Genomic DNA, 19,203 nt, shown 5'->3' with positions numbered 1-19,203 from the left:
CTCTACCCTAAAACAGAGTTTTGGTAATCTGCTTTACGCTTTCCACAGCCGAAACGGTGAAGAAATGTATATTGTTGTAGCCGTGCTCGAACAGGTCTTTCACCTGGGCGGTTGTCCATTCGATGCCGAGAGCTTTGGCATCTTCATCCGTCTTGCACTTTAATACCTCCTGCGCCAAATCCTCAGGAATGTCGCAATGGAAGGTCTTTGGTACCACAGTGAGCTGGCTCAGCTTGGCAAATGGCTTCAGGGCGGGGATGATAGGAATGGTGATACCTATCTTCCGAGCCTTGTCTACAAAGTCATAGAATTTCTGGTTGTCGTAGAAGAGCTGGGTTACAGCGTATGCTGCGCCCAACTTCTGCTTCTCCAGCAAGTGCTGCATATCCATTTCCAGATTAGGAGCTTCTTCGTGCTTCTCCGGATAGCAAGCTACGCCGCAGCAGAATTTCTCGCCAGGATGCTTGATAGGAGTACCGTCGCAGAAGAAACCTTCGTTGAATTGGTTCACCTGCTTCAAGAGGTCGGTTGCATTCGCATGACCATTCAGGGTTGGGGTGAATACTCTATCATCCTTAGCCTTATCACCGCGAAGTACCAGAATATTGCTGATGCCCAGAAACTGGAGATCGAGCAGCTCGTACTCAATGTCTTCCTTGCTGACGCCACTGCAGATGACGTGCGGAATGACAGGAATATCGTACTTGTTCTGGATGGCAGCTGCAATGGCAACGGTACCCGGACGTCGGCGTACACGCTGGCGCGACAACAAACCGTTTTCCAATTCCTTGTAAACGTATTCGCTGTGATGTGTCGTAATGTTGATAAACCTAGGGGCATAATCCTTCAAGCTGTCGATGGTGCGGAACAAGGCTGCTGTTCCGTTACCCTTGAGTGGAGGCAGAACTTCGAAAGAAAAGCCTCGCTTATTGCCCTCATTTTGTAGAAAACCTGCTATATTCATATGACGTAATCTCTGTTGAAATTATAATTTGGTTGCAAATTTACAAAAAAAATAGGGGAAAAGTGCACTTTATACGTAATATTTTAAGAGAAGAGGCGTTAATATATAGAATATTTTCGCTGAACTACAAAAACAAAACAGATTCAAACCTAAAAAATAATGGAACAAAAACAAACGGGCTCTAAAGCCTATCTTATCTCAATTGTGATGGTCGCAGTATTAGGCGGCTTGCTTTTCGGTTACGATACCGCAGTGATATCAGGTGCCGAAAAGGGCTTACAGGCATTCTTCATGGGTGCAAGTGATTTCGTATATACAGATTTCTGGCATGGATTTACCAGTTCCAGTGCTTTGATTGGCTGTATCATAGGTTCGGCACTTTCCGGAGTGCTTGCTTCTAGCTGGGGACGTAAACGCTCGCTGATCTTTGCGGGTGTGATGTTCTTCATCTCTGCATGGGGTTCTATGTGTCCTGAAAGTTTAGTCTTGCCAAAGGGAGAACCAAATCTAACCTTGCTTATCGTCTTCAATCTTTATCGTGTTATTGGTGGTATTGGTGTAGGCTTGGCTTCTGCAGTTTGTCCTATGTATATTGGTGAGATTGCCCCAAGTAATATCCGTGGTATGTTGGTTAGCTGGAACCAGTTTGCCATCATCTTTGGTCAGCTGGTAGTTTATTTCGTCAACTTCTTTATCCTTGGCGATCATATAGCTCCTGCTATTCAGAGTGTGGGTAATGGTATGAATGAGATTCTCAATGGTGGCGAAGCTGCTTGGGCTATCGAGACTGGTTGGAGATACATGTTTGGTTCAGAGATGATTCCTGCAGGTTTGTTCGCCTTGCTTATCTGCTTTGTTCCTGAGACTCCACGTTATCTTGCTATGGTAGGTCAGGATGCGAAGGCAGAGCGTATTCTTGCCCGTATTAATGGTGCTGCAGAGGCAAAGAAGATTCTGGATGAAATCAAGAATACGGTAACCGAGACGACAGAAAAGCTGATGACTTACGGTTTTCTCTGTATTTTCGTAGGTGTGATGCTTTCTGTATTCCAGCAGGCTGTAGGTATCAATGCGGTGCTTTACTATGCACCACGTATTTATGAGGCAATGGGATTTGACAATCCTATGGTGCTTACCGTATTCAATGGTATTGTGAACCTCAGTTTCACTTGTGTTGCTATCTTTACTGTAGAGAAGTTGGGTCGCAAGCCTTTGCTCATTGCGGGCTCTCTGGGTATGGCTTTGGGTGCTATTGGTGTGGCAATAACCTTTGGAAATCCTAATATGCAGCTTTTCTGCATGGTTTCCATCATGGTTTATTCTGCATCGTTTATGTTCTCTTGGGGACCTATCTGCTGGGTACTTATTGCCGAGGTGTTCCCTAATACCATCCGTGGTGCAGCTGTAGCTATCGCTGTAGCTTTCCAGTGGATTTTCAACTGGATTGTTTCTACATCGTTCGTACCACTTGCCAATAGCATGGGTTATTGGTTCACATACGGTTTGTATGGCGTTATCTGTATCCTTGCTGCTGTCTTTGTATGGAAGTTGGTTCCTGAGACAAAGGGTAAGACTTTGGAGGATATGACCAAGCTTTGGAAGAAAGATTAATTGATAGTGGTATATTAATAAAAAAGTAGGCGCGATAGTCAATCCCGACTGTCGCGCCTTTTATTTAGTTTTCATACTGAGTGATTTCAGAACATATATTTGTAAGTTGTTTTATAAGAGAGTATTAACTATATTCTTTTTTACTTTTGATTCTTGTTTCTAATCTTATTTTTATTTCTTGAATGCATTGCGGCAAGCGAATTGTACATAGCTGTTGCCGGATACAGAGTTCTTGAGATAAGATGTCTGTGCTCCGTCAACCCAAAGCTGGGCAAGATAGAACTGGAATCCTAACTGTCTTGGCTCGTTCAGTGTGCAGTAGCCGTAATACATCTGGTTAGGCGCAAAGGCAAACTGTACCTTGTGGCTCTTGTTGTCCGTACCGTAAGTCAGGTTCAGCTCGATTACGCTAGGACATGCCAGGAAGTAAGCCATAGCTGATGTACTGTTTGGTGCAACCTGATACTTGCATGTAATGGTTCTTGGCGCTTCCTTTGCGAGAGCTTCAGCCAGATTTTTGTTAGAGATGTGCTCTGCGAGCTGAGCGATAGGGAAGTTGGTCATAGTGATTGTACTGTCACCGTACATGCTTACTCTGCAAGATACTGCAACAGAGTCAATCTGCTTGTTTACATTGGCTTCATTCTTCTTCTCAAAGAGAAGCATCATGTTGTTGTATGAACCTACAGCCATTGCTGCCTGAAAAGACTTCTGCTGTTCGAGAGTCAATGGTGTGTAGCTGTCGCCATCAGTGTTACAGGAAGTGAAAGAGAATGCAGCAACGAAAGCTGCCAAAACAGTGAGTAATGTAAATTTCTTCATTTTGTTTTCTAATTTATTTTGCTATAATATTGTTTATTATCAGTATTTCCGTATAATAAAACGAGACTTTACATGAATCTTGCATCTGTATTTGTTAAGAAATATTAAAAGGTTCTGTTTTTTATTCTTTTTATTCCTTCTGATGTGCAATGGTTGTCTTGCAGGATATCCCAGTTTAGTCTGGGCGTCTCAGTTAAATGTATACGAAAAAAGGACTTGCCATAACGGAAAGTCCTTTTTCTGAGATCTGTGACTCGCATGGGGCTCGAACCCATGACCCCAACATTAAAAGTGTTGTGCTCTACCAGCTGAGCTAGCGAGTCAATCTCCAACCTTTGGTTTCAAAAGCGAGTGCAAAGGTACGACATATTTTTCAAATAACCAAATATTTAGTCGTTTTTTTGCTGTTTTTCTTCATTTTCGCTCTCTGGGATAGCTTTTTCGGCCAATTTTCCACTCATTTTGAGGGAATGAGCTATCTCTTCCGCATTTTGCTGAATCTCATCAGGCGGAGTGTCTGGAGTTTGGTATTGCGGCTTTTCTCTCGTCACATACCGCTGCCAATAAGCTATGAGCAGGGTGGTGAGAGGTAGTGCGATAATCAGACCGATGAAGCCCAGCAGGGCACCCCAGATGGAAAGACTTAATAGCAGAATTGCTGGGTTCAAGCCCATCGCCTTGCCCATAATCTTTGGTGTAACCACCATATCCGTAATCACCTGAACCACGCAGAATACCAGGAAGGCAAGTCCGAAGACCATCCAGAAGTTTTGACCGGTATCTGCCGCCTTGAGCATGGCAAGGAAGGCGGTAGGGATGAGGGCGAAGGTATGAAGGTAAGGTACCAGGTCCATGATACCTATAAGAATGCCCAGACCGATAGCCATCGGGAAGCCGATGATGGTAAAGCCAATACAGAACATGATACCCATGCAGAGGGCCACCATTCCCTGGCCGCGGATATAGTTGTTGAGCTCTCGTTCTACATCTTTCATCAGCTCTTGCCAGAAAGGGCGGTTCTTCTTAGGGAAGATGCGAACCCAGTTGGCGGTTAATGTCTCATAGTCGAGCAGGATAAAGAACATATATAATAAGGTAATCATGGATGCCACGATGCTGATGATGATGTTTGCCGTTTGTCCTACAACGGAGAACAGCTTGGGCATCGTTGTCTTGAGGGCATCGCTGAAGTCCTTGCTCTTCAGGAAATGTTCTATCTGTGCCTGATTTTCCTGCAGCCACTCCTTGATCATCGCCGTCAGGTTGTTGGTGTGGGTGGTTTGGTGCAGCCAGCGGGTCAAGACTTCCCCTAGTTTGTCAAACTGGTCGATCATCGGTGGAATGATGAGCCACAGTACGCCACCGATGACTGCGATGGCAGCTCCCATTGCCAGTATGATGGACAGGGCACGAACCTTGATGTGGAGTTTGTTCTCGATAAACTTCACGACCGGATAGAGCAGGTAGGCAAAAAACCATGCTATGACGAATGGTAAAAGTACCTCGCTCAAGTAATTGGTGATATATAACACCGCAAAGACGATGAGCGTAACGCCTGCCCATCGTATAAACTTATCGAATGTAATCTCCTTAGGCATATTACTTTGAATTTTGAACTTTGAGCTTTGAACTTTATGATCAGCAAAGGCTTTTGAATTCTTCACTCTTCACTTTTCACTCCTCCTTGTGGAGGGCTTTCTGATAGCAGTCGCGGCAGAGCGGCTCGTATTCATCCTTTTCACCCAAAAGCACCCGCTTTTCGTTATGCACCAGTCGATGGCTCACGTAAGCCAGGGCTCCGCATTTCACGCAGATTGCATGAACCTTGGTCACTTCGTCTGCAATGGCGCAGAGGGCAGGGATTGGTCCGAAGGGAACGCCCTTGAAGTCCATGTCGAGACCGGCAACGATCACACGGACGCCACGGTTGGCAAGCTGGTTGCATACATCTACCAGGCCATTGTCTAGGAACTGGGCTTCATCAATACCGACCACGTCGATATCAGAGGCCAAAAGGAGTATAGATCCTGAGGACTCGATAGGAGTAGATCGGATAGAGTTCAGATCATGGCTCACTACGTCTTCCTCGGAGTAACGAGTGTCAAGCGCAGGTTTGAAGATTTCTACCTTCTGCTTGGCGAACTTCGCACGCTTCATTCTTCGAATCAATTCCTCTGTTTTTCCAGAGAACATTGATCCGCACACCACTTCAATTCTTCCGGGGCGATGTGCCTCCCCAATTAGATTTTCTGTCATTTCGGGGACAAAATTACTAATAAGGTTTTAAAAAATGCAAAGAAAACGCATTTTTTTTTGCTTAGAAAGATTAATTAACTACATTTGTACCCTATATGGGCATATTGTATATCGTACCTACTCCTGTTGGTAACATGGAGGACATGACAATGCGAGCTATCAGGGTCTTGAAAGAAGCTGATTTGGTACTCGCTGAGGACACTCGGACATCGAGTGTCCTACTGAAGCATTTCGATATTCGAAATCGATTAGTTGCGCATCACAAGTTTAATGAGCATGGCACTTCGGCTTCCATCGTTGAGCGGTTGAAGGCTGGTGAGACCATCGCTCTTATCAGTGATGCAGGAACACCAGGCATCAGCGATCCGGGTTTCTATCTGGCTCGCGAGGCGGCAAAGGCGGGCATCACCGTTCAGACCCTTCCGGGACCTACGGCTTGCATTCCAGCCATCGTGTCGTCGGGATTGCCTTGTGATAGATTCTGCTTCGAGGGTTTCATTCCTCAGAAAAAGGGCAGACAAACCTATTTGGAATCTCTCAAGGACGAAGTGCGGACCATGATATTCTATGAGTCGCCTTATCGTGTGGTGAAAACCTTGCAGCAGTTTGCCGAGAATTTCGGTGAAGACAGGCAGGTGAGTTGTTGTCGGGAAATCTCCAAGATACACGAGGAGAGCGTAAGAGGAACCCTCGCTGAGGTCATCGCCCATTTTGAGGAGGTGGAGCCTAGAGGTGAGTTCGTCATCGTGCTGGCTGGTAAGGATCCTAAACAATTAAAAGAGGAATTGAAGGAAAAAAAGCGTGAAGAACGTAGAAAAAACATGAATCAGTAAATAAATTCGTGTTTAAATATAATAAATGCGGGTTTATCACGTAATAATAATGAAGCGACAGCGTAATTACTATGTATGGAAGGCGTATACACGCATTCTTTCATGTAGTATAAATACGAATTATTAAATCATATTAAGGAGACAGATTATGAAAAAGCTTTTTTTAGTAGCATGCGTAGCAGCATTTTGTTTGACTGGTTGTAACAACGGCAAGAATGATTCTGCTGCTCAAAACACTGCTCAGGCAGATTCTCTTAATGGCATTATTGCACAGAAAGACAGTGAAATTAACGATTTGCTGGGTACCTTGAACGAAATCGAGGAAGGTTTCCAGCAGATTAGTGAGGCTGAGCATCGCGTTAGTCTTGCTAAGGATGGCGAGGGTGTCAACAAGAAGCAGAAGCTCAAGGAAGACATCCAGTTCATTGCTGACCGTATGAAGCAGAACCGTGAACTCATTGCCAAGCTCCAGAAGCAGCTTGCCAACGGTACCTTGAAGGGTGCTCAGCTGCAGAAGACCATCGAGGGCTTGCAGAAGCAGTTGGAGGAGAAGGATGCACAGCTCCAGACTCTGCGTGAGGAACTTGACAAGAAAGATATTCATATTGCTGCACTCGATGAGACAGTAAATAACCTCAATACCAAGACCAACCGTCTTACTGCTGAGAGCAATCAGAAGACTGAGACTATCAATGCTCAGGATAAGCAGATCCATACCGCATGGTATGTATTCGGTACCAAGAAGGAGCTGAAGGAGCAGAGTATCATTCAGGACGGTAAAGTCATGACTGGCAACTTCAACAAGAATTACTTCACCAAGGTGGATATCCGCAACCTCTCAGAGATTAAGTTGTACTCTAAGTCAGCTAAGTTGCTTACTATCCACCCATCAAGCAGCTATTCTCTGGTTCGTGATGCCAACAAGCAGTATACTCTCCACATCACCAACTCACAGCTCTTCTGGAGCACCAGCAAGTACCTGGTTGTTTTGGTTAAGTAATCAGTAGAAATAAGGTAATCATCCGGAGATTGAATTATCATCCGGATTTTACAATCAAGTGATAAGCCGGGAAGAGATAGAGAAAAAGATTCCTATCTCTTTCTGGCGAAGAATTCCTGCATGAGTGCCCGGCACTCATCTTCCAGTACGCCCGATGTAACTGTAGTCTTAGGATGCAGTGCATCGGGCGCATATTTTGTATACCCCCTCTTCTCATCTCCTGCTCCGTATACTACCCGGCTTATCTGTGCCCATCCCAATGCTCCGGCGCACATGACGCAAGGTTCTACGGTGACATAGAGCGTGCAGTCCTTCAGATATTTCCCGCCCAGCATGTTGGCGCCCGATGTGATGGCCTGCATTTCGGCATGGGCTGTGACATCGGTCAGCATCTCGGTAAGATTGTGGGCACGGGATATGATCCGGTCCTTGCATACGATGATGGCGCCCACCGGTATTTCGTCTTCATCAAATGCCGCTTGTGCCTCTATCAGGGCACGGCGCATGTAGGCTTCGTCTTTTTTCTTGATATCTTCCATTGTTTTTAGTGCAAAATTACATAAAAAAGTTTGAAGTGTGAACTATTTTTATTATTTTTGCAAGGTAAAAGTATCTTTTGATGCAAAATAAAGGAAATAGACTATGGCAGAGCATAATGAATTAGGTGTATGGGGAGAAGACGAGGCGGCTCTTTACCTTGAAGGCGAAGGCTATGTTATCATCGACCGGGACTGGAAGATAGGTAAGAGAGACCTGGATATCCTGGCTCTTTCGCCAGATGGAAAGACCTTGGTGGTGGTAGAGGTGAAGACCCGTTCCGGTGATGATTACCAGCGGCCGGAGGAAGCCGTTGATGGCAGAAAGATGCGCAATCTGGCGATAGCTGCCAATGCTTATGTCAAGGAGCATCAGGTGGAGAAGGAACTGCGCTTCGATATCATCTCTGTGGTAGGTGTAGGCCATCAGGTGAAGTGCCTCGAACATCTCAAGGATGCCTTCAATCCGATGCTGATACTGTAATCATGTCATGAGGGGTGTACCTATGTATATAAGTACGGTCTATACATTATCTATATTAGGAAAAAGATAAAATGGAAAAGAAGATAATAAGATTGAAGGAAGTGGATTCTACCAATCACTTCCTGAAGGAATTAAGTTCATACGATGAGACTGCACTCACCATTGCCGTGGCTGATTTCCAGACAGCCGGCAGGGGACAGGGCACGCATACCTGGGAGAGCGAGGAGGGCAAGAACCTCCTGTTCAGTATGTTGGCTTGCCCTGTGTGGGTGCCGGTTCGTCAGCAGTTCCTGCTTTCCGAGGTGGGAGCCCTTGCCATCAAGGATGCCCTGGATTCCTATGCTGACGGGTTTACGCTGAAATGGCCTAACGATGTGTATTGGAACGACAGGAAAATCAGTGGTACGCTGATAGAGACGTCTATCGATTCCAGGGGCATCAAGCGCTGCATCTTCGGCATCGGCATCAATATCAATCAGATGGAGTTCAGGAGCGACGCGCCTAACCCTGTATCTCTGGCTCAGATCCTGGGGCATGAGGTGGATAGGGAAGAGGTGCTGCAGAAGGTGATTGAGGCTTTCTGCAGATACTACGAACTCCTGCGCCGTGCCGACTATATGGATGTGTCGGGCATCTACCATCTTTCGCTCTACCGTCGCAAGGGCTATCATTGGTATGAGGACAAGGATGGCAAGTTCGAGGGAGCCTTCGTTGAGGTTGAGGACGACGGTCATCTTATCCTTCACGACAAGAAGGGAGTGATCCGTTCGTATGCATTCGGCGAAATCAAGTTTCTGATAAATACTTAATCCCTGAAGTAAACATTAAACAATAAACATTTAACAAAATATTTATGGCAAAGTTTAAAAGAATTCTTTTGAAGTTGAGCGGTGAGAGCCTGATGGGCAAGCAGAGCTTCGGTATCGACCCTGAGCGCTTGAGTGATTATGCTAAGCAGATCAAGGAAGTTCACGAGATGGGTGTGCAGATTGGCATCGTTATCGGCGGTGGCAATATCTTCCGTGGATTGAGTGGCAGCCAGAAGGGATTCGACCGTGTGAAGGGCGACCAGATGGGCATGTGTGCTACAGTTATCAATTCTCTTGCTTTGAGTAGTGCGCTCGGAGCTTTGGGCGTCAAGAACAAGGTGCTCACAGCCATCCGCATGGAACCAATCGGTGAGTTCTATACCAAGTGGAAGGCTATCGAGGCAATGGAGGATGGCTATATCTGCATCTTCTCTGCCGGTACAGGCAGTCCTTACTTCACTACTGATACCGGCTCTTCTCTCCGTGGTATCGAGATTGAGGCAGATGTCATGTTGAAGGGTACCCGTGTGGACGGTATCTATACTGCCGACCCGGAGAAGGATCCTACCGCAACCAAGTTTAGCGACATTACATACGATGAGATTTATACAAAGGGCTTGAAGGTTATGGACCTGACAGCTACTACCATGTGTAAGGAGAACAACCTTCCTATCTACGTATTCAATATGGATGTTGTAGGTAACCTGAAGAAGGTGATGGACGGTGAGGAGATTGGTACGCTTGTGCACAATTAATCTGCCAGTCCCGGCAAACGATAAAAGGCTTACATCCCTGTCTGGGGAGTAAGCCTTTTGTTTTATTTGATTAAATCCTTTATTTCTTTCTCATGAATAGGATGGCAGAGAGGAGAACATACATCAGGATGATGATCCACCAGCCCTGCAGGAATCCTCTTGCGCCCTCGTCTGCTACCGAGAGGGCAAGAATTGCCACGGCAAAGCCTGAGAAACCATATTTCACCTCATTGCCCTTGAACGACCACTGCTTGAACTTCAGGGCAAACAATGGCATCTCGCATACCAGCAGGTAGCTGGTGATGAGGATGAGAGCCAGGACGAGATATACCGACCAGCTCAGGTTTGTAAGCCAGGCAGGATTGAATACTACCAGCGACCCCCAGAACAGGGCGTTGGCTGGAGTAGGAATCCCGATGAAAGAGGTGGTCTGGCGCTCATCAAGATTGAACTTTGCCAGTCGCAATGCCGAGAAGGCTGCGATGATGAAGGCTGCATAAGGCAGCCATGGGCGCATCGGCTCCAGAAACTCAGGGTATTCCATCACCTGTAGATGAGAGAATACGATGGTGGCAGGCGCCACGCCGAAGGTTACGTCGTCAGCCAGCGAATCCAGCTCCTTGCCGATAGGTGATGAAACGTGCAGCAGGCGTGCGCTCATACCGTCGAAGAAGTCGAAGGTGGCTCCAATGATTATCCACAACAAAGCCATCTCTGGATTTCCACCGAAGGCAAACGATGTAGCAATGCAGCCTGATATCAGGTTGCAGCATGTTATCGTGTTAGGGATATGTTTCTTCATGCTCATTTTTTATTTCAATTTTGCAATGATGGTTTGGTCACCCGTGGTAGACTGTCCCATCTTCACACATACTTCTGTTCCGAGAGGCAAGTAAACATCCACACGTGAACCTAGTTTGATAAAGCCAAGGTGCTCGTCGATATAGCACTCTTCGCCTTCCTTTGCATAAGTTACGATACGGCGCGCTACGGCACCGGCAATCTGACGGCACAATACATCTACGCCCTCAGGGGTAGTGATCATGACGTCTGCATGCTCGTTTTCCTCGCTTGCCTTAGGCAGCCAAGCCTTGTGGTAGTTGCCATCCACATGCTTTACGAATTTCACCTTTCCGTCTACCGGGAACCAGTTGGCATGTACGTTCCAAAGGCTCATGAAGATGGAAATCATCAATCGCTTGTCATTAAAATATGGCGCATTATCTACTTCTTCTATTACCACAATCTTGCCATCGGCAGGAGCTACGACGAGCTTCTCTGTATCCTCTACGTTCAGGTAGCGGATAGGGCAGCGATAGAAATTGAGCACGATGCAGTAAACCACACCGAAGACAACCAAGAAAATCCAGAATGGAATTTTGGTGTCAAAAGCTCCCCATAATATCGCCGCAATGGCTACTAACGCTATCGCTCCGCCCACCAGCTGATCAGTGCCTTCGCGATGCAGTCTTATCTTTTTCAGTTTCTTTATTTTTTGTCCCATAAGGTAGGATTAAGTTTTTATTGGTGCAAAGGTACTGTATTTTTGTCGTTTTAGCAAATTTTTTGGGCGTTTCTTTTATGTTTTTCAATTTTTTCTCTTTTTTCTTTTGGAATATCAACTTTTAGCCGTAACTTTGGACTCAAATTTTGAAATTTAGAACGTATAATGGAAGATTTTGTTCATTTACATGTGCATACGCAGTATTCCATCCTCGACGGTCAGTCTAAGATTCCGCATCTCGTTGACAAGGCCATCAAGGACGGCATGAAGGGTATGGCTGTTACCGACCATGGTGTGATGTTCGGTATTAAGGAACTCACGGATTATTGCGCCAAGGTGAACAAGGATCGCAAGAAAGAGGGACTGGAGCCCTTCAAGCCTATCATTGGCTGTGAGATGTACGTGGCCCGCCGAAGAAAGGAAGACCGTGAGAAAGACAAGGGCGATATGAGTGGTTACCACCTCATCGTGCTTGCCAAAAACTATAATGGATACAAGAACCTCATCCAGCTGGTCAGCAATGCCTGGGTGGATGGATACTATATGCGTCCGCGAACCGACCGTGCCGACCTGGAAAAATACCACGAGGATCTGATAGTCTGTTCGGCATGTATTGCCGGTGAGGTTCCGTCTAAGATATTGCATGGCGACATCGAGGGAGCCCGCGAGGCTTGCGAGTGGTATCATAATCTCTTTGGCGACGACTACTATCTGGAGCTTCAGCGCCACGAGGTGAAGGAACCGCTTCCTTTCCTGGCCAACCGCGAGGCTTTCCAGCTGCAGCAGAAGGCCAACAAGGTGCTCATAGAGATGGCTAGGGAATACGGCATCAAGCTCGTATGCACCAACGACTGCCACTTCGAGGACAAGGAGACGGCTGAGGCCCACGACCACCTGCTCTGTATAGCTACCGGCAAGGACCTGGACGATCCTAACCGTATGCGATATTCCAAGCAGGAGTGGTTCAAGACCCGTCAGGAGATGAATGATGTCTTCTCGGATATTCCCGAGGCACTGTCTAACACGCTGGAGGTGCTTGACAAGGTGGAAATCTATAGCATCGACCACGGACCAATCATGCCTTTCTTCCCCATTCCGGAGAGTTTCGGTACCGAGGAGCAACTGCGCCAGAAGGTATCAGAGGAAGACCTTTACAAGGAATTCACCAGCGATGAGAACGGCGAGAATCAGCTGCCGCCGGAGGAAGGACAGAAGGTGATTGACCGTCTGGGCGGCTACGACAAGATATACCGCATCAAGTTTGAGGCCGAGTATCTGCGCCATCTTGCCTACGAGGGAGCCAGGCAGCTCTATGGAGATCCGCTGCCGGCGAACGTGGACGAGCATGTGAACTTCGAGCTCCACGTGATGAAGACCATGGGTTTCCCTGGCTACTTCCTCATCGTGAGCGACTTCATCAGGGCGGCTCGCGAGGAGCTGGGCGTGATGGTGGGTCCGGGCCGTGGTTCTGCGGCTGGTTCCGTGGTGGCCTATTGCCTGGGCATTACCAAGATTGACCCTTTGAAGTACGACCTCCTGTTTGAGCGTTTCCTGAACCCTGACCGTGTCAACCTGCCTGATATCGATACCGACTTTGATGATGATGGACGAGGCAAGGTCTTGCGCTGGGTAATGGATAAGTACGGTCATGAGAACTGTGCCCACATTATTACATACGGTTCGATGGCAACGAAGAACTCCATCAAGGACGTGGCCCGAGTAGAGAAGCTGCCGCTCGACAAGGCGAATGCGCTCTGCAAGGCGATTCCAGACCGTCTGCCTGACGGCGCGAAGATGAATCTTCCCAATGCCATCAAGTATACGCCGGAGCTGAGAGAGGCAGAATACTCCACCGACCCCCGCGAGAGCAATACCATCAAATATGCCAAGATGCTGGAGGGCACCATCCGTGGCACGGGTATCCATGCCTGCGGATTCATCATCTGCCGAGACCCTATCAGCAACTGGGTGCCTGTATCTACTGCCGATGACCCTGATTTTCCGGGACTGAAGACGGCAGTAACCCAATACGACGGTCACGTCATCGAGACCACCGGACTCATCAAGATGGACTTCCTGGGCTTGAAGACCCTCTCCGAGATGAAGGAGGCATGCAAGGTCATCAAGCAGACCACGGGCGACGTGGTAGACCTCGATGCCATCCCTATCGATGATGAGCTGACCTATCAGCTCTACCAGCGCGGACAGACCATCGGAACCTTCCAGTTCGAGTCGCCTGGCATGCAGAAGTATCTCCGCGAGCTGAAGCCTACGGTGTTTGAGGACCTCATCGCCATGAATGCCCTCTACCGTCCGGGTCCTATGGACTATATCCCTGACTTCATCGCCCGCAAGAACGGTAAGCAGGCGATTACCTACGATATCCCGTGCATGGAGAAGTATCTGAAGGATACCTACGGCATCACGGTCTATCAGGAGCAGGTGATGCTCCTTTCCCGTCAGCTTGCCAGCTTCACCCGAGGTGAGTCTGATGCCCTCCGTAAGGCGATGGGTAAGAAGAAGAAGGCAATCGTAGATGCAATGAAGCCTAAATTCATCAAGCAGGGACAGGAGAACGGACACGATCCGAAGGTGTTGGAGAAGATATGGAGCGACTGGGAGAAGTTTGCTTCCTACGCCTTCAACAAGTCGCATGCCACCTGCTATTCGTGGGTAGCCTATCAGACGGCTTATCTCAAGGCTCACTATCCTGCCGAATACATGGCAGCGCTGATGACCCGCCGCTTTGCCCAGATTACCGAAATCACCAAGCTGATGGAGGAGTGCCAGTCGATGGATATCAAGACGCTGGGACCTGACGTGAACGAGAGTTACCGTGCCTTCGGTGTGAACGAACATGGCGAAATCCGATTCGGTCTTTCTGCTATCAAGGGTATGGGAGCTCCGGCTGCCGATGCCATCGTGGCAGAAAGGGAGAAGAACGGTCCCTATAAGACCATCTTCGATTTTGCAGAACGTGTAGACTTCTCCTGCGTTAACCGCAAGGCTTTCGAGACCTTGGCGCTGAGTGGCGGTTTCGACAGCTTCGGCATCCGCCGTGAGCAGTTCTTCGGCAAGAACAGCAAGGGTGAGACCTTCCTCGATACCTTGGTGCGCTATGGCCAGCTCTATCAGCGCGAGCAGCAGGAGGCGGCTACATCGCTCTTCGGAGGAACCGAAGCAGTAGAGATAGCCACTCCGCCTATTCCTGAGGTGGAAGGCTGGAGCACCATCGAGCGACTGAACAGGGAGCGCGAGCTGGTGGGCATCTATCTCTCGGCTCATCCGCTGGATGATTATGAGATTATCCTCAAGAACCTCTGCAATACCCATTGTGCGGAGCTGGGCGACAAGGTTGCGCTTGCCAAGAAGGAAGACATCGTCTTCGGCGGCATCATCACCGAGGTGAAATCCAAGTTTACCAAGACCGGAAAGCCTTGTGGATTCGTTACCCTCGAAGACTTTGAGGGGTCGGGCGAACTGGCACTTTTCGGTGAGGACTGGGGCACCTGGCGAGGCGTCATGGTGGAGGGAAGTACCATCTTTGTTACGGCAAAGTGCGTAGCCCGCTATGGCAACAGCAACTATCTCGACTTCAAGATCAGTACGGTGGAATATCTGCAGACCGTGAAGGAGAACAGATTGGAGAAGTTTACGATTTCCATCGACAGCTCTATCGTTGATGATACGCTGGTGAACGACCTCAAGACGCTGGTTGAGAACGATGAGGGCCATGCGCAGCTCTTCATACAGATTCATGACTCTGAGACCAACACCAACTTTACGATGCGTGCACAGGACAGGGCGATAGGAGTGAGCCGGGAACTGATTCAGTTCGTGAACGACAACCCGAAGATGTCTTATCAGATTAACTAGTTAATATACTCAGATAATATTAATCATAAATAAAATAAAAAGTACAGAAAATGGAAGTAACAATTACAACAGAGAATTTCGAGAGTTACAAGAATGGCGAGTTGCCATTGGTAGTAGATTTGTGGGCTACATGGTGTGGTCCTTGCCGTCAGATTGCTCCTATCGTGTCAGAATTGGCTGAGGAGTTTGATGGTAAAATCGTTGTTGGTAAGTGTGATGTAGAGGAGAATGACGACATCGCTATGGAGTTTGGTGTTCGCAACATCCCTACTATCCTCTTCTTCAAGGGTGGTCAGCTGGTAGACAAGTTCGTAGGTGCTACATCAAAGGCAACCCTGACTGAGAAGTTCCAGGCTCTCTTGTAAAGTCCTGAAAGCAAAATGGTTAAAGGCATCTGGCTGGAGATTTTCCGTCTCTGGTCAGGTGCTTTTTTGTTGGCAGAAGGTGACGAGTGACTTTGTCACTTTTTGCATGCCCGCTGGGTAGCGTTACGAGGGGGCTGTAGCTGCACGGCGAGGGGCGGGCAACTGCATCACGAGGGGTATGAAAATACGTCCCGACGCAGACCGTGCTACGTCGGGACGTACTGAGAACTGCGTCGGGACGTAGTAAAGTCTGCGTCGGGACGTATTTTTCTTACCATTCTACGCTTCTGCTGCCATCCTCCTCGGCGGTGATAGTCACCTTGGTGCAGTCTTCTGGCAGGAGGTCTTCTATCAGCTCCGGCCACTCCAGGAAGCAGAGGTTTCCGCTGTAGAAATAGTCCTCATAGCCCATATCGTATACCTCGTCCAGCTTCTTGATGCGATAGAAATCGAAGTGATAGACAGGGTCGCCATTACCAGCGGTATATTCGTTGACGATGGCAAAGGTAGGAGAGGTGATGACGTCATCTACTCCCAACTCTTCGCAGATAGCTTTGACAAATGTTGTTTTTCCGGCACCCATCTTGCCATAGAAGGCAAAGACCTTGCCGTCGCCCATGTTATCCAGAAATTCTCTGGCAGCTACATGGATGTTGTCTAATGAATCAATCTTAATCTTCATATATTTACTTTGAACTTTGAATTTTGAACATTGAACTTTATGATTAGCTAAGGCTGCTGGAGTCTTTGCTTATCTCTTTCTCGGTGTCAGCGTGATGAGTGGAATGAGCATTTCCTCCATCGAGATGCCACCATGCTGGAAGGTGTCCTTGTAGTACGACACATAATAATTATAGTTGTTCGGATAGGCGAAGAAGGCATCACCGTAGGCGAAGACATACGCAGTGCTCAGATTAGGAGCAGGCAGCTGTGCCTTGTGGGGCTCCTTGATGGTGAATACTTCCTTGGCATTATACGCCAGGTTCTTGCCCAGCTTGTAGCGCAGGTTGGTGTTCGTATTGCGGTCGCCTACAATCTTGATGGGCTTCGATGCGCGGATACTGCCATGGTCGGTGGTGATGATTACCTTGAAATCGCTCTGGGCAAGCCGCTTGAACAGCTCTGCCAGTACCGAGTGGCGCAGCCAGCTCCGGGTGATGCTGCGGTAGGCAGATTCCGTATTCGCCAGCTCCCTTACCATCTTGGATTCGGTTCGTGCATGCGAGAGCATGTCGATGAAGTTGATGACGAGCACATTCAGGTCGTTGCCCTTGCATTCATTGTAATGCTCCAGGAACTTGTCGGCTCCAGCCGAATCGTTCACCTTGTGATAGCTGAAGCTGTAGTGCTTGCGATATCTGTCCAGCTGCGTCTGGATGAGCGGCTTCTCGTTGAGGTTCTTGCCTTCCTCTTCGTCTTCGTCCACCCACAGTTCCGGAAACATTTCGGCTATCTTGTTGGGCATCAGTCCGCTGAAGATGGCATTCCGGGCATACTGGGTGGCTGTGGGCAGGATGCTCATATACATGTCTTCCTCGATGTCGTACATGTCGCCGATGTCTTTCGCCAGCATCTTCCACTGGTCGTAGCGGAAGTTGTCTATCACGATGAGGAACACCTTTTCGTCCTTGTCGAGCATCGGGAAGAGCTTGGTCTTGAAGATGTCCGGACTCATCACGGGTCTGCCTTCCACCACCTTGCCCAGATTCTTCGGGTCTACCCAGTCCATATAGTTCCTGGCGATGTATTTGGCAAAGCCGATGTTCGCCTCCTCCTTCTGCATGGAGAGCATCTCGGTCATCGAACTGTCGGTATCGCTCAGTTCCAGCTCCCATTTCACCAGCCGGCGGTATACTTCCATCCAGTCTTGAAAGTTGCGGCAGTCCATCATCTGCATGGCTATCTGCTGGTAGTCCTGCTGGTATCCGCTCTGCGTTACCTCCGTCACGATGTCCTTGCGGTGTATATTCTTCTTGAGCGACAGGAGAATCTGGTTCGGGTTTACGGGCTTGATGAGATAGTCGGCTATCTTGGAACCGATAGCCTGGTCCATGATGTTTTCTTCTTCACTTTTTGTACACATCACAACGGGTGTGGCTGGCTGGATGTCCTTGATATGCTGCAAGGTCTCCAGTCCGCTCAGTCCCGGCATCATCTCGTCGAGGAGGATGAGGTCGAAGGTCTGCTGCCTGCATTGGTCGATGGCATCGGCCCCGTTGCTCACCGTCACCACCTCGTATCCTTTCTTTTCCAGAAAGATGATATGGGCTTTGAGAAGCTCTATCTCGTCGTCTACCCAAAGTAATAATCCGTTGCTCATAAATGTATCTTTTTTTAAGATGCTAAAGTACAAAGAATTCTTGAATGGAGAACGATTCTTGCTATTAAAGTATGTTAATAGGGCTGAAAGTGTTGTATTCTTGGGTTAGGATATAATATAAAGACCGGGAATCCGTTATTATTATTTAGTAATGAATAAACGAAAAATAAACGAAGAAAGAAGAAAACAATGCTCAAGATTGTAATGATTATGTTGTGCGGAATAGGTACGGGATATCTGCTTCGCAACAGGAAAATGAGTTTTATTGGCCGGGTTATCACAGCGCTGATATGGGTGCTGCTGTTCCTGCTCGGTATCGAGGTGGGGGCTAACCCGCATATCGTCAATGGTCTGCAGACTCTAGGTCTTGAGGCCATCGTGCTGACGATAGCCGGAAGTCTGGGTAGTGCAATCTTTGCCTGGGCATTGTGGAGATACGTCTGCAGAAAGGAGGCTGGGAAATGAAAGGTAGTCTGATTATCGTGGGTTTCTTCGTGCTGGGCATCATCGTGGGCTTGTGTGATGTGATTCCGTCCAGCTTCCCGGCGAGCGACGTGAGCTATTATGCGCTCTGCTGCCTGATGTTCTGCGTGGGTATCAGCATCGGTTGCGATACCTCTATATTGAAGAGTTTCAGAAAGGTGAATCCCCGGCTGATGATGCTGCCGGTGATGACCATTCTGGGAACTTTTGCCGGATGTGCTGCTGCCTCCCTGGTATTGGGGCATCGCCAGCTCAGCGACTGTCTTGCCATCGGTTCGGGCTTCGGATACTACTCGCTGTCGAGTATCTTCATCACCCAGTATCGTGGTGCAGAACTGGGTACCATCGCCCTTCTAGCCAACATCTGCCGCGAGATTCTCACCCTGCTGTGTGCTCCGCTGCTGGCTAGGTATTTCGGCAAACTGGCACCTATCAGCGTAGGTGGCGCCACCACGATGGATACCACGTTGCCCATCATCACCCGCAGTTCGGGCGAGAGCTTCATCGTCGTTTCCATCTTCCATGGTTTCTGTGTGGATTTCTCCGTACCGTTCCTGGTGACATTCTTCTGTTCTCTGTAAACGA

Annotated in this window: 19 protein-coding genes and 1 tRNA gene; 10 read left to right on the top strand and 10 right to left on the bottom strand. The window is 48.2% G+C overall.

The genetic code is table 11. From position 1 onward, the window contains the following. Window positions 1-7: 7 nt before the first annotated feature. Complete coding sequence (locus ACQRBJ_RS00560) at window positions 8-964, bottom strand: methylenetetrahydrofolate reductase (RefSeq protein ID WP_295346759.1); 957 nt, start codon at window positions 962-964, stop codon at window positions 8-10. A gap of 159 nt (window positions 965-1,123) precedes the next feature. Between ACQRBJ_RS00560 and xylE the strand changes: the two genes are divergently transcribed. Continuing rightward, window positions 1,124-2,575: a D-xylose transporter XylE gene (gene xylE, locus ACQRBJ_RS00555; protein WP_445302609.1), complete on the top strand. Its 1,452-nt coding sequence runs from the start codon at window positions 1,124-1,126 to the stop codon at window positions 2,573-2,575. Window positions 2,576-2,746: 171 nt separating this feature from the next. Here the strand turns inward: xylE and ACQRBJ_RS00550 are convergent, their stop codons facing one another. From ACQRBJ_RS00550 to ACQRBJ_RS00535, 4 genes are all read right to left on the bottom strand, one after another. Then, window positions 2,747-3,397 (bottom strand): DUF4840 domain-containing protein, encoded by a 651-nt coding sequence (locus ACQRBJ_RS00550; RefSeq protein ID WP_445302608.1) that lies wholly within the window; start codon window positions 3,395-3,397, stop codon window positions 2,747-2,749. Between the two features lie 250 nt (window positions 3,398-3,647). After that, window positions 3,648-3,720 (bottom strand) — tRNA-Lys (locus tag ACQRBJ_RS00545). Window positions 3,721-3,786: 66 nt separating this feature from the next. Continuing rightward, window positions 3,787-4,995, bottom strand: a complete 1,209-nt coding sequence (locus ACQRBJ_RS00540) for an AI-2E family transporter (protein ID WP_294967890.1) — start codon at window positions 4,993-4,995, stop codon at window positions 3,787-3,789. A 76-nt stretch (window positions 4,996-5,071) separates the two neighbouring features. Continuing rightward, window positions 5,072-5,653 carry a thymidine kinase gene (locus tag ACQRBJ_RS00535; protein WP_153124531.1) on the bottom strand — a complete coding sequence of 194 codons (582 nt, stop codon included), beginning with the start codon at window positions 5,651-5,653 and terminating at the stop codon, window positions 5,072-5,074. Between the two features lie 95 nt (window positions 5,654-5,748). Here ACQRBJ_RS00535 and rsmI point away from each other — a divergent pair, with 95 nt between their 5' ends. Together rsmI and ACQRBJ_RS00525 are read left to right on the top strand one after the other, a co-directional pair. Then, window positions 5,749-6,486: a 16S rRNA (cytidine(1402)-2'-O)-methyltransferase gene (rsmI, locus tag ACQRBJ_RS00530; protein WP_153124529.1), complete on the top strand. Its 738-nt coding sequence runs from the start codon at window positions 5,749-5,751 to the stop codon at window positions 6,484-6,486. 148 nt (window positions 6,487-6,634) lie between these two features. Beyond that, entirely contained in the window at window positions 6,635-7,486 is an 852-nt protein-coding gene (locus ACQRBJ_RS00525) for a Cbp1 family collagen-binding glycoprotein adhesin (RefSeq protein ID WP_294967889.1), read from the top strand. A 92-nt stretch (window positions 7,487-7,578) separates the two neighbouring features. On the opposite strand, the gene ACQRBJ_RS00520 is transcribed toward ACQRBJ_RS00525, so the two are convergent. Continuing rightward, window positions 7,579-8,025: a nucleoside deaminase gene (locus ACQRBJ_RS00520; protein ID WP_153124525.1), complete on the bottom strand. Its 447-nt coding sequence runs from the start codon at window positions 8,023-8,025 to the stop codon at window positions 7,579-7,581. 103 nt (window positions 8,026-8,128) lie between these two features. Between ACQRBJ_RS00520 and ACQRBJ_RS00515 the strand changes: the two genes are divergently transcribed. The 3 genes from ACQRBJ_RS00515 to pyrH all read left to right on the top strand — a co-directional run bounded on the left by ACQRBJ_RS00515 (window position 8,129) and on the right by pyrH (window position 10,070). After that, the gene (locus tag ACQRBJ_RS00515; protein ID WP_445302607.1) at window positions 8,129-8,506 is read left to right on the top strand and encodes a YraN family protein; all 378 of its coding nucleotides are present in this window, start codon (window positions 8,129-8,131) and stop codon (window positions 8,504-8,506) included. Between the two features lie 71 nt (window positions 8,507-8,577). Further along, window positions 8,578-9,315 (top strand): biotin--[acetyl-CoA-carboxylase] ligase, encoded by a 738-nt coding sequence (locus tag ACQRBJ_RS00510; protein WP_218416917.1) that lies wholly within the window; start codon window positions 8,578-8,580, stop codon window positions 9,313-9,315. 44 nt (window positions 9,316-9,359) lie between these two features. Then, window positions 9,360-10,070 (top strand): UMP kinase, encoded by a 711-nt coding sequence (pyrH, locus tag ACQRBJ_RS00505; RefSeq protein ID WP_153124519.1) that lies wholly within the window; start codon window positions 9,360-9,362, stop codon window positions 10,068-10,070. A 79-nt stretch (window positions 10,071-10,149) separates the two neighbouring features. On the opposite strand, the gene pssA is transcribed toward pyrH, so the two are convergent. Together pssA and ACQRBJ_RS00495 are read right to left on the bottom strand one after the other, a co-directional pair. Continuing rightward, a complete protein-coding gene (gene pssA, locus ACQRBJ_RS00500) occupies window positions 10,150-10,878 on the bottom strand; it encodes a CDP-diacylglycerol--serine O-phosphatidyltransferase (protein WP_295346763.1) in 729 nt (242 codons plus the stop codon). Between the two features lie 3 nt (window positions 10,879-10,881). Continuing rightward, complete coding sequence (locus ACQRBJ_RS00495; protein ID WP_153124515.1) at window positions 10,882-11,574, bottom strand: phosphatidylserine decarboxylase family protein; 693 nt, start codon at window positions 11,572-11,574, stop codon at window positions 10,882-10,884. A 165-nt stretch (window positions 11,575-11,739) separates the two neighbouring features. Here ACQRBJ_RS00495 and dnaE point away from each other — a divergent pair, with 165 nt between their 5' ends. After that, window positions 11,740-15,450, top strand: coding sequence for a DNA polymerase III subunit alpha (gene dnaE, locus ACQRBJ_RS00490; protein ID WP_295346764.1), 3,711 nt, complete (start codon window positions 11,740-11,742; stop codon window positions 15,448-15,450). A gap of 50 nt (window positions 15,451-15,500) precedes the next feature. After that, window positions 15,501-15,815, top strand: coding sequence for a thioredoxin (gene trxA / locus ACQRBJ_RS00485; RefSeq protein ID WP_294967877.1), 315 nt, complete (start codon window positions 15,501-15,503; stop codon window positions 15,813-15,815). Window positions 15,816-16,086: 271 nt separating this feature from the next. Here trxA and tsaE read toward each other — a convergent pair whose 3' ends face one another. Together tsaE and ACQRBJ_RS00475 are read right to left on the bottom strand one after the other, a co-directional pair. Further along, window positions 16,087-16,497 carry a tRNA (adenosine(37)-N6)-threonylcarbamoyltransferase complex ATPase subunit type 1 TsaE gene (tsaE, locus tag ACQRBJ_RS00480; RefSeq protein ID WP_293629680.1) on the bottom strand — a complete coding sequence of 137 codons (411 nt, stop codon included), beginning with the start codon at window positions 16,495-16,497 and terminating at the stop codon, window positions 16,087-16,089. A 69-nt stretch (window positions 16,498-16,566) separates the two neighbouring features. Next, window positions 16,567-18,135, bottom strand: coding sequence for a T9SS response regulator signal transducer PorX (locus ACQRBJ_RS00475; protein WP_218417755.1), 1,569 nt, complete (start codon window positions 18,133-18,135; stop codon window positions 16,567-16,569). 189 nt (window positions 18,136-18,324) lie between these two features. Between ACQRBJ_RS00475 and ACQRBJ_RS00470 the strand changes: the two genes are divergently transcribed. Together ACQRBJ_RS00470 and ACQRBJ_RS00465 are read left to right on the top strand one after the other, a co-directional pair. After that, window positions 18,325-18,600 (top strand): LysO family transporter, encoded by a 276-nt coding sequence (locus tag ACQRBJ_RS00470; protein ID WP_217760773.1) that lies wholly within the window; start codon window positions 18,325-18,327, stop codon window positions 18,598-18,600. Further along, entirely contained in the window at window positions 18,597-19,199 is a 603-nt protein-coding gene (locus ACQRBJ_RS00465) for a lysine exporter LysO family protein (RefSeq protein ID WP_294967874.1), read from the top strand. Before ACQRBJ_RS00470 ends, ACQRBJ_RS00465 begins: the two co-directional genes overlap by 4 nt. The last annotated feature ends 4 nt before the right edge of the window (window positions 19,200-19,203 follow it).

Origin of the sequence: Prevotella sp. SGI.167, assembly GCF_050313615.1 — a bacterium.
GTDB lineage: Bacteria > Bacteroidota > Bacteroidia > Bacteroidales > Bacteroidaceae > Prevotella.
The sequence above is the reverse complement of the archived record's forward strand: the minus strand, read 5'-3'. Positions and strand labels throughout refer to the sequence as shown.

What these genes read in the sequence shown, in the direction of transcription:
- ACQRBJ_RS00560 (WP_295346759.1), bottom strand. Translation starts at nt 964, where the DNA reads ATGAATATAGCAGGTTTTCTACAAAATGAGGGCAATAAGCGAGGCTTT.
- xylE (WP_445302609.1), top strand. Translation starts at nt 1,124, where the DNA reads ATGGAACAAAAACAAACGGGCTCTAAAGCCTATCTTATCTCAATTGTG.
- ACQRBJ_RS00550 (WP_445302608.1), bottom strand. Translation starts at nt 3,397, where the DNA reads ATGAAGAAATTTACATTACTCACTGTTTTGGCAGCTTTCGTTGCTGCA.
- ACQRBJ_RS00540 (WP_294967890.1), bottom strand. Translation starts at nt 4,995, where the DNA reads ATGCCTAAGGAGATTACATTCGATAAGTTTATACGATGGGCAGGCGTT.
- ACQRBJ_RS00535 (WP_153124531.1), bottom strand. Translation starts at nt 5,653, where the DNA reads ATGACAGAAAATCTAATTGGGGAGGCACATCGCCCCGGAAGAATTGAA.
- rsmI (WP_153124529.1), top strand. Translation starts at nt 5,749, where the DNA reads ATGGGCATATTGTATATCGTACCTACTCCTGTTGGTAACATGGAGGAC.
- ACQRBJ_RS00525 (WP_294967889.1), top strand. Translation starts at nt 6,635, where the DNA reads ATGAAAAAGCTTTTTTTAGTAGCATGCGTAGCAGCATTTTGTTTGACT.
- ACQRBJ_RS00520 (WP_153124525.1), bottom strand. Translation starts at nt 8,025, where the DNA reads ATGGAAGATATCAAGAAAAAAGACGAAGCCTACATGCGCCGTGCCCTG.
- ACQRBJ_RS00515 (WP_445302607.1), top strand. Translation starts at nt 8,129, where the DNA reads ATGGCAGAGCATAATGAATTAGGTGTATGGGGAGAAGACGAGGCGGCT.
- ACQRBJ_RS00510 (WP_218416917.1), top strand. Translation starts at nt 8,578, where the DNA reads ATGGAAAAGAAGATAATAAGATTGAAGGAAGTGGATTCTACCAATCAC.
- pyrH (WP_153124519.1), top strand. Translation starts at nt 9,360, where the DNA reads ATGGCAAAGTTTAAAAGAATTCTTTTGAAGTTGAGCGGTGAGAGCCTG.
- pssA (WP_295346763.1), bottom strand. Translation starts at nt 10,878, where the DNA reads ATGAGCATGAAGAAACATATCCCTAACACGATAACATGCTGCAACCTG.
- ACQRBJ_RS00495 (WP_153124515.1), bottom strand. Translation starts at nt 11,574, where the DNA reads ATGGGACAAAAAATAAAGAAACTGAAAAAGATAAGACTGCATCGCGAA.
- dnaE (WP_295346764.1), top strand. Translation starts at nt 11,740, where the DNA reads ATGGAAGATTTTGTTCATTTACATGTGCATACGCAGTATTCCATCCTC.
- trxA (WP_294967877.1), top strand. Translation starts at nt 15,501, where the DNA reads ATGGAAGTAACAATTACAACAGAGAATTTCGAGAGTTACAAGAATGGC.
- tsaE (WP_293629680.1), bottom strand. Translation starts at nt 16,497, where the DNA reads ATGAAGATTAAGATTGATTCATTAGACAACATCCATGTAGCTGCCAGA.
- ACQRBJ_RS00475 (WP_218417755.1), bottom strand. Translation starts at nt 18,135, where the DNA reads ATGAGCAACGGATTATTACTTTGGGTAGACGACGAGATAGAGCTTCTC.
- ACQRBJ_RS00470 (WP_217760773.1), top strand. Translation starts at nt 18,325, where the DNA reads ATGCTCAAGATTGTAATGATTATGTTGTGCGGAATAGGTACGGGATAT.
- ACQRBJ_RS00465 (WP_294967874.1), top strand. Translation starts at nt 18,597, where the DNA reads ATGAAAGGTAGTCTGATTATCGTGGGTTTCTTCGTGCTGGGCATCATC.